The sequence below is a fragment of the Acetobacterium sp. K1/6 genome, assembly GCF_034438075.1.
Taxonomy (GTDB): Bacteria; Bacillota; Clostridia; order Eubacteriales; family Eubacteriaceae; genus Acetobacterium; species Acetobacterium carbinolicum.
The window spans coordinates 1-8,143 of sequence record NZ_JAXQGA010000037.1; the positions used below are offsets into that span (position 1 = coordinate 1).

General features: G+C 33.6%; 10 protein-coding genes. 8 read left to right on the top strand and 2 right to left on the bottom strand.

Translation table 11 applies throughout. The features are described from left to right. Positions 1–664 (top strand): hypothetical protein (locus U2P91_RS17250; protein ID WP_322520073.1); only part of this gene is annotated, 664 nt, incomplete at its 5' end. Positions 665–693: 29 nt separating this feature from the next. Then, positions 694–1,188 carry a flavodoxin family protein gene (locus U2P91_RS17255; protein WP_111888131.1) on the top strand — a complete coding sequence of 165 codons (495 nt, stop codon included), beginning with the start codon at positions 694–696 and terminating at the stop codon, positions 1,186–1,188. Positions 1,189–1,260: 72 nt separating this feature from the next. Here the strand turns inward: U2P91_RS17255 and U2P91_RS17260 are convergent, their stop codons facing one another. Next, positions 1,261–1,824 (bottom strand): hypothetical protein, encoded by a 564-nt coding sequence (locus tag U2P91_RS17260; protein ID WP_111888130.1) that lies wholly within the window; start codon positions 1,822–1,824, stop codon positions 1,261–1,263. A gap of 17 nt (positions 1,825–1,841) precedes the next feature. Further along, entirely contained in the window at positions 1,842–2,003 is a 162-nt protein-coding gene (locus U2P91_RS17265; RefSeq protein ID WP_111888129.1) for a DUF6132 family protein, read from the bottom strand. A gap of 356 nt (positions 2,004–2,359) precedes the next feature. Here U2P91_RS17265 and U2P91_RS17270 point away from each other — a divergent pair, with 356 nt between their 5' ends. The 6 genes from U2P91_RS17270 (at position 2,360) to U2P91_RS17295 (ending at position 7,906) form a co-directional block, all read left to right on the top strand. Next, positions 2,360–3,109 (top strand): DUF6577 family protein, encoded by a 750-nt coding sequence (locus U2P91_RS17270; RefSeq protein ID WP_111888128.1) that lies wholly within the window; start codon positions 2,360–2,362, stop codon positions 3,107–3,109. A gap of 9 nt (positions 3,110–3,118) precedes the next feature. Further along, positions 3,119–4,234: a nucleotidyl transferase AbiEii/AbiGii toxin family protein gene (locus U2P91_RS17275; protein ID WP_111888127.1), complete on the top strand. Its 1,116-nt coding sequence runs from the start codon at positions 3,119–3,121 to the stop codon at positions 4,232–4,234. 14 nt (positions 4,235–4,248) lie between these two features. Then, a complete protein-coding gene (locus tag U2P91_RS17280; RefSeq protein ID WP_111888126.1) occupies positions 4,249–4,632 on the top strand; it encodes a hypothetical protein in 384 nt (127 codons plus the stop codon). A gap of 290 nt (positions 4,633–4,922) precedes the next feature. Then, a complete protein-coding gene (locus U2P91_RS17285) occupies positions 4,923–7,145 on the top strand; it encodes a hypothetical protein (RefSeq protein ID WP_322520074.1) in 2,223 nt (740 codons plus the stop codon). Then, a complete protein-coding gene (locus U2P91_RS17290; RefSeq protein ID WP_111888124.1) occupies positions 7,129–7,518 on the top strand; it encodes a hypothetical protein in 390 nt (129 codons plus the stop codon). The genes U2P91_RS17285 and U2P91_RS17290 overlap by 17 nt, the downstream gene beginning before the upstream one ends. Then, positions 7,508–7,906 carry a hypothetical protein gene (locus tag U2P91_RS17295; protein WP_111888123.1) on the top strand — a complete coding sequence of 133 codons (399 nt, stop codon included), beginning with the start codon at positions 7,508–7,510 and terminating at the stop codon, positions 7,904–7,906. Before U2P91_RS17290 ends, U2P91_RS17295 begins: the two co-directional genes overlap by 11 nt. Positions 7,907–8,143: the final 237 nt, after the last annotated feature.

Sequence of the window (8,143 nt, forward strand, 5' to 3'; positions counted from 1 at the left end):
TATTGGTTCTCCTTCATTTTATGGATTTAGTTTATATGACCTTAGTAAATCTGTCCAGTTAAGTATAGCCTATCCATTTATGACGGTTGAAAAAGCGGCTACCGATATAAGTGATTATGTTTTACAAACATATGGGAAACATGTCTTTGCAATTTGCGGAGCATCGCTGGGGGCTACAATTGTGGTTGAGATAATTGTTCAAAACAGACTTGAAATTGATAAGGCAATTGTTGATGCAGGGCCGATCGTTCCAATGAATAAATTTTTGTTGGACTTGTCTGTAAATTATCGAATAAGGCAAGCGCATAGCATGAAAAAAGGAAGCAGGCTTTTGAAGCATCTACTAAATCGAACCTTTTATCCCCCGGAAATGGTTGATGACGTTTTTCGAATTGGGGCAAATATGACAGGTCAAAGCTGCAGAAATGCCCATGTGTCGGTTTTTAGTTATGCCCTTCCAGATTCAATTGTTGACTCCAAGACCGATATCGCATATTGGTATGGTTCCAAGGAGGCGTGGCTGGGAAAAAAATATGCAAATTGCATATTATCAAAATCCCCCAGTGTTAAGATCAAGGTTTTCAAAGGATTTGATCACGGGGAATTGTGTGTCGGAAACCCGGATTTATATCTAAAAGAAATGACCGAATTTTTAAAATCATAGAGTGAAATAAAAATGAGAGGTGAAAAACCATGCCGAAAGAAAATCGTGTTATGGCCATCGAGGGAGGAAAGTGTCTGATTATTGTTCATTCTTATCATCACAACAATACCGCAAAAATTGCTGATGTATTTGCCGAAGTATTACATGCCCCGGTAAAAAGAATTGATCAGGTCACGCTGAAAGATCTTGAGGATTATGACCTGATTGGCTTTGGAGCAGGCATCGACAGTGGCAGTCACTATAAAGAATTACTGGATCTAGCTGATCAGTTGCCGGAAGTGTCTAAAAAGCCTTGCTTTATCTTCTCTACCAGTGCGATTATAGGAGAAGATAAGGTAGTAAAAGATCATTCGGTACTAAGACAGAAACTTGTGTCAAAGGGATACATCGTAAAAGGGGAGTTTAGCTGCAAAGGGTTTAATACCAACAGTTTTCTTAAATTCTTTGGTGGAATGAATAAAGGTAGACCAAACAGTGAGGATTTAAGGAATGCAGCGGAATTTGCCTTGAACCTGGAATTGTGACAAATGAAAAGTCCTCGATGTCTCTAAGCCCCCGGCGTTGTCCGGGGCTTTTTCAGTGCGATGCGCAAGAGGTCAACGTAAATATTTAATATACTCGCTGGAAATGGTTGAAATGGGACAGATGGTACACCAGGTGCGCGGTTTGTAAACCAGCGACAGGATCACACCGATAAACGTGGTAGTCAGCATCATGGAATAAAAACGGTAGGACAGATGTGTCAACCAAGCTGGTAGCCTTTCAAAGATGATCAATTGAGGCATTTCAAATGGCAGGGGAATCACAATCAGAAAACGAAGGTATTCCAAAGCGGGTGAAAAGCCTAGTCCAACACGAACGGTGGACATGGTGATAAAGATTAGGCTGATGCCAAAATAGATAAGCATAATCCGTTTCATCTTACCTTGGATAAAAAAGGCTGGTGTTTTCAACGAAAATTTCGAAGTAAGTTTGCCAGTCGTGCTCAGCAGGCTGGCCCGGGGGCAATAGCCTTGACACCAGGTTTTTTTGCGGTTTTTAAATAATAAAATAAAGGGTAACATCATGCAGACGAGACCCAAAATGGCAAAGTGAATATTGACAAATCCCAACGCAAAATAAGTCAGTACCAAGAGGAATAAGAATTGATTGTTTTTCATACAACAGCACCTTTAATTTAAAAGGAAGAACTGATCATAAAACCAAGAATGGCGCCATAAATCGCAGTTCGATGGGGTTTGGCAGTAATGGGGCAACTGCCGTTGGAGCAGCCAACCAGTTTATAATAGAGAAGTCCCAATGCGCCACCGACAAGTGAGCCTATTATTTTAATATACATTTGATACCTCCGAATAAAAAATTGATAAATGAAATGAATGCTTCTTATTGTATCAAAGACTTTTTTTGAAATCGGTGATTAGATCACAGTAAATAAACGGATAGTTCAGAAGCCCTGTTGCCAGGGGGACTTATGCTTATTTGAGAAATACACCATAAAATAACCGTCCCCTCAAGCTAAAAAATAAAACCCAACAAATGGGGCCTAAATTGAAAAGGCCCCGTTTGTTGGGTTTTTATTTTTCTTGATATTTTGAGTTTTAGAGACTATAATTACACATAGAGCAAACCCAACAAATGGGGCCTAAATAAAAAAGGCCCCGTTTGTTGGAAAAGAAAAATCGGAGATGAGATAAAGTGAACGATAAATTAAGAACTGCTGAATTGATTAAAGAATTCGGGGATAAACCGTTTGCAAGTAATCAACTTTACCAATTCTATTTAGAAGAAGAGCCGGATTTAAAAGAAACGACTTTTAGGTGGCGGGTTTATCATTTGAAAAAGGAACAAGTAATTCAGAGTTTAAAAAGAGGATTATACACAGCAACAAGAAAAAGTGATTTCTCCCCCCCTATCGACAAGAAAATGAAGAATCTTTACAAGAAGATTAAAGTACAATTTCCATATAGTGAAGTGAACATATGGGATACAAGCTGGTTAAATAAGTACATGGTTCACCAACCTATTACTAGTAACATTATTATTGAAGTTGATAAGGATGCAGTATCATCGGTGTTTGCTTTTTTACAGGAATCAATGAAGAACGTATTTATAAATCCAGACAATCACGAGATAGAAACATATATGATACCAGGACAAAAGAATGTTATTGTCAAGAATTTGGTGGTAGAATCACCAGTTGAAATAAGGGAAGGGATCAGCATACCCGGAATTGAAAAAATAATGGTTGATCTGTTTGTGGAAGATCAATTATACGTGACTTATCAAGGTGGAGAATTAAAGAATATCTATGAAGTATTTTTTGAAACCTTTAGCATTAATCAGTCTAAACTGAACCGCTATGCAACGAAAAGAAAGGTAAAAGGGCGTTTTTTAGAATTTCTAAAAAAAGAAACGGCTATCGATCAGAAAGAGATTTACATTTGAGGTAACTAAATGATCCATAACAATACATTTTCTGAAGAATGGATTCAGAAAATCAGCAATGATTACAAACGTGGGAGCAAGAAAGCAGATCCTGCATTAATTGAAAAAGTGACAAAAGCACTGTACCTTCTCGAAAATTTATCGCAAACTGAGCTAGTGTTTATCTTTAAAGGCGGAACCGCCTTATTGCTGCTTCTGGATGAAATGCATCGTTTTTCTATTGACATTGATATCATCATCGAGAAAAATAAGAAGGATGTCGATTTGGACGCGATTTTGAGTAGGGTCGTCGAGGCGAGTCATGTATTTAATCGATTTGAAGAAAATAAAAGAAACGGGAGTAATGATGTACCCAAAGCCCATTATAAGATTTTTTACAAATCGGCACTGGATGAATCAGAAAGTTATGTTCTATTGGATGTATTATTTGAAAAGAGCCATTATGCTGAAATTATTGAGAAAGACATTAATTGTAAATTCATTGATTATGAAGAACCATGCAGATTAGTCAAGATCCCCAATATTGATTGTATTCTGGGTGATAAATTAACAGCCTATGCTCCCAACACAACGGGCATTCCTTACGGAAAAAACAAAGAACTAGAAATTATTAAACAGCTGTTTGATGTGGCCAACTTATTTGATAGAATGGAAAACATAAAAGTAGTTGGTGATACATTTAAAATGATGGTCCAGCAGGAGTTGATGTACAGAGGAATGGATGATTACACATATATTGATGTGCTTGACGATATTTTTCTGACCTCGAAAATCATTGGAGAACGCGGGCGGATCGAGAAAGAAACATTTGAGTTATTACAGACTGGCATTAAAAGGATAAAGAATTATATTTTCTCAATAAATTATATTGCCGATAGAGCGGTGAACAGCGCTTCAAAAGCGGCTTATCTATCATTGCTGATTAAGTATGGGATATCTGATATTCAACGCTTTGATAAGACAATTGATTTAAGGATGTTGGTGATTAAAAATCCGGAATATAAAAAATTTAAAACAATAATGAAATTTGATCCTGAAGCGTATTTTTATTGGTATAAAAGCATTGAAATACTCGACCAAGAAGAATTTTCCAAACGACCTATTTCTAGGTCAAATGAAAATTGAGAAGGAGCGTTGTTATGGAAAATTACACCAATGAAGAATTAACTGCTGCGCTTTGGGAAGTAGCTTCAACGATTAGCAAATGTGAAAAAATGCAAGGGAAATTTGCGCAAGGAACCTCCCAGTGTTCACTGCTTAGAAATAGAATCAAAGCAATGGATATCTCAAAGCTATTGATAGAAAATAAACTAGCTAAAAAGGAACAAAAAATAATTGAACAGTACACAAAAGAAGAATTAATAAAAGCACTTAAGCCAGTCGTTTCAGTTATTAGCAAATGTGAAAAAGCACAGGGGAAATTTGAAGAGGGAACCACGCACCACAGACGTCTTGAAAATTTAATCAAAGCAATGAATATTTCTAAAGGCTTGCTCGAGGAACAGCTTACTTTGATGGAATAAATAGCGGTTTGTCATAAATATAAATGGACAAAATAAGAAAACGGCTCCTTGGTATTGGATGAATATGACGAACGAATCGTCTCCACATCGTTAGGACAAAGGAATTTGCACAAAAGAACCGTCCCCTTGTGCAATGGGTACTTCAGGAATCACCGTTTACAAATAAGGGAAGTGTTGTGGAAATCTTTACGGATTTGAATGTGTGGATGGGGATAAGGAAGGTTATTGAAGAGATTAATGTAAATGCAGTGGCGTAAGGAATAAACAAAAATAAGAGAAGAGTGGATTATATGTGGGAAATAGCATTAAGTACGACCCCAATACAAGAGTCTGAAAAAAATATTATAGAAAAAATTGATGATGGATGGTTTGGTATTATTGCAAGCCTTTTTAGCAATATGTTTACATGGCTAGCTATTTTAGGAATAATAATATTATGCATAGCTGTCGTGATAACAATTGCTCGCTATAGAAAACGTGTAAATGGAAAAAGTAAAGAAAAAATAGATCAATTAGTAAAAGAGAAAAAATATATACGAGGATTATTTATTGAATTAAACGATTCAAAAGAGAACTTACGATATTTCTTGTATAGGGGGAAATGGAAAAAAAGAATCATACAAGATTTTAATAGTGTATTTGATGATGAATATGGTGATTTACTAAAAGAAGTTTTTCGTGATAATGGAGATGTTTTATTTTCATTAGGTATGTATAGCAAAATTGATAAGGTAATTGAGACAATAGAGAAAACTAGACGGTTTTTGAATGACGTACATAATGACCAGGTTGAATATCCATCAAAGTATCAAGATTCTATGGTTATATTTCGAATTTACTCTAATAAATATGATGAAATTCTGTTGCCACTAAGTAAAAAAGCTGAATATATAAAAAATAATTATGTGATTTTATCTGGAAGCGCTGGAAATGGTAAAACTAATCTTCTTTGTAGCTTTTCGGAGCTACTCTTTAGTCTAAAATATCCTTGTGTATTTATGAATGCAAAAGAGATGGAGAATGACATTGAAAGATATTTTGAAGAACAATTGAACTTTTTAAAATTAGTTGAGAAACATGAAAAATGTATGATTGCAGTTGAAATATTAAGTAGATTAAGATTTAGACCAACATATGTCATTATTGATGCAGTAAATGAAAATAACAATAAAGAATTTTTAGAAAAGTTACCGGTGTTTTTGGATAAATTATTAGATAAAAAATATATTCGTGTACTTATTACCTGTCGAAGTGAATATTTTGAGGCAAGATACAAGAAAATTTTGCTTGAAAATATGAGACATATAGCGTTATACGATAACATACAAGAGCAGATGTATTCTAGGAATGCTGTAAATAGAATGTTTGACATATATTCAAAGGAATTTATATTTAATGGTGTATTATCGTTGTTTGTAAGAAACAAATTAAGTCAACAGTTATTACTTATGCGTATGTTTTTTGAAACGCACGTGGGTACAAAGCAAATAGTTAACGATATGGATTATTATATGCTTTATGATAAATATATTAATCAAATTGGGGAACAGAAACAAGTTGATATCAGAGCCTTTTTAGATAAAATTGTTAAGATTATGACTGAACGAAATGATTATGGTTTTGTATCCGATAAGTTGATTAGTGAAAAAGATGAACATATATATGAAAAAGTTGATGGAACTATTTTGTTATCGAAAACACTGATACATCATGAAGATTCAATATTAAAAAATGAAGAAGGCGTAATATATTTCGTGTTTGATGAATTGAGGGATTACTGTATAGCAAGATACAATTTGATGAGAATGTGTAAAAGTCAGGACGATCTACCAGAAAAAGAACAGATTATACAATATCTTGACGGGCTGTTCCAAGAGGAGGCTGTTTGTTTTGAAGGAGTAGTAAATTATATATACAGAGATTATAACAGTAGGAACGATGAACAGTTGTGTAGTGAAATAATTGAAAAGTTTATTAAACCAGCTGATGTTAAAGCTAATGGAAGAAATTATATGTCTAATGAACGGTTAAAAGGATGGGGATTAAGGCTGATATTTCAAAATAGTCAAAAACAATTGGTATGTGAAGAAGAATATTTGAAATATATTGTATACGAGAATCCAGGGAACTTATTATCATCTCTTTTTAGTTTTTTAGTTCTTCAGGAAAAAGAACATGGTCCATATTCATTGGAGATATTGTTTCATTTTCTTAGAGATATTCACGATAAAAAGGTATTTATCAAAGTTATAGATAATTGTGTAGGTGCATTTGGAAGAGACTGTATTAGCCATACAGATTTTTTCAAAATCGATGAAGAATTACATGACGTTTCTAAAGAAGCGTTGGCAAGATTTAGACACTTTGAAGTCATATTTATGATGCTTTTTAAATGGGAAGGAAGGAAAAAGTTAAAAGAGCAAATAAAAAGAGATTGCGATATTGATGCTGTTAAAGAAGAAATAAGACAACAATATTATTTTGACGGAGAGGGGAATGATGATTATTATTAAAACGAATGGGTTCTGTTTCTTTGATAAAATTAGTATTGGAGCAAAAAGAAAAATGCAGAAATATTATGGTGTAAAAAACAATACATATGCTGGTAAAACAATTGGACGTATATATAATCAATATTTTGGAAATGCATATAGAGTCAGTAAACTTTATAGAAAGTATTATCGTAAAGAATTTCCTTCTTGTAAAGATTTTTTGATATGTAGGTTTAATCTGAGTCAGGATTTGGTAGAAGAAATTATTAATAAAAATTTGCAATGTACAAATATGGAAATCAAAAGAGATCAAATTGCTTACTCATTTAACTATGATGATAAATTGGTTGATACATTTAAGAAATACGTGGGAGGAATTCGCAATGAAGATTAGAATAGGATATGTCACGAATAGCTCATCTACAAATTTTCTTATATTATCAAAAAAAGAATTAACACCGGAATATTTGTTTAAAAAACTAGGTTTTAAAAAGGGATCTATTATAGAACAACATGCGTGGGATTTATGTGAGAATATTATTAATGGAACATTTAGAGGGTTAAGATATTTTGATTTTGATGAAATGAATTATGAAAATGTGAAAGAAGTATTTGGTGAAGAAGCTGCTGAAAAGTATAAAAAATATAAGGGAAAAGGATTTTACACCTACATGGGATATACAAGTAGTGATGAAGATACCTTAACTAGTTTTTTCACAACTGATACTTTTGAACTAGAGGAGAATGGTATATATATTAATGGAAGAAGCTGCGTGTGGTAAATATTTATGAAAATTTATGTGGATAAAAAATATCATTTTTATGAGTTGTTTAATGAAAAAAATGGAACTTTAATAAGAAGTAATATAGAAGGAACAGATATAGATGCAAAATGTAGGTCATTTCCGGAATTGATTGATATTGGAATAATGGGAAGCTGTATATAATGTACACGCTTGTCAAGACACGAAATCAGAAATATTTAGATAAATCTCCTTTCGCATTTTGATCAGGCAGCC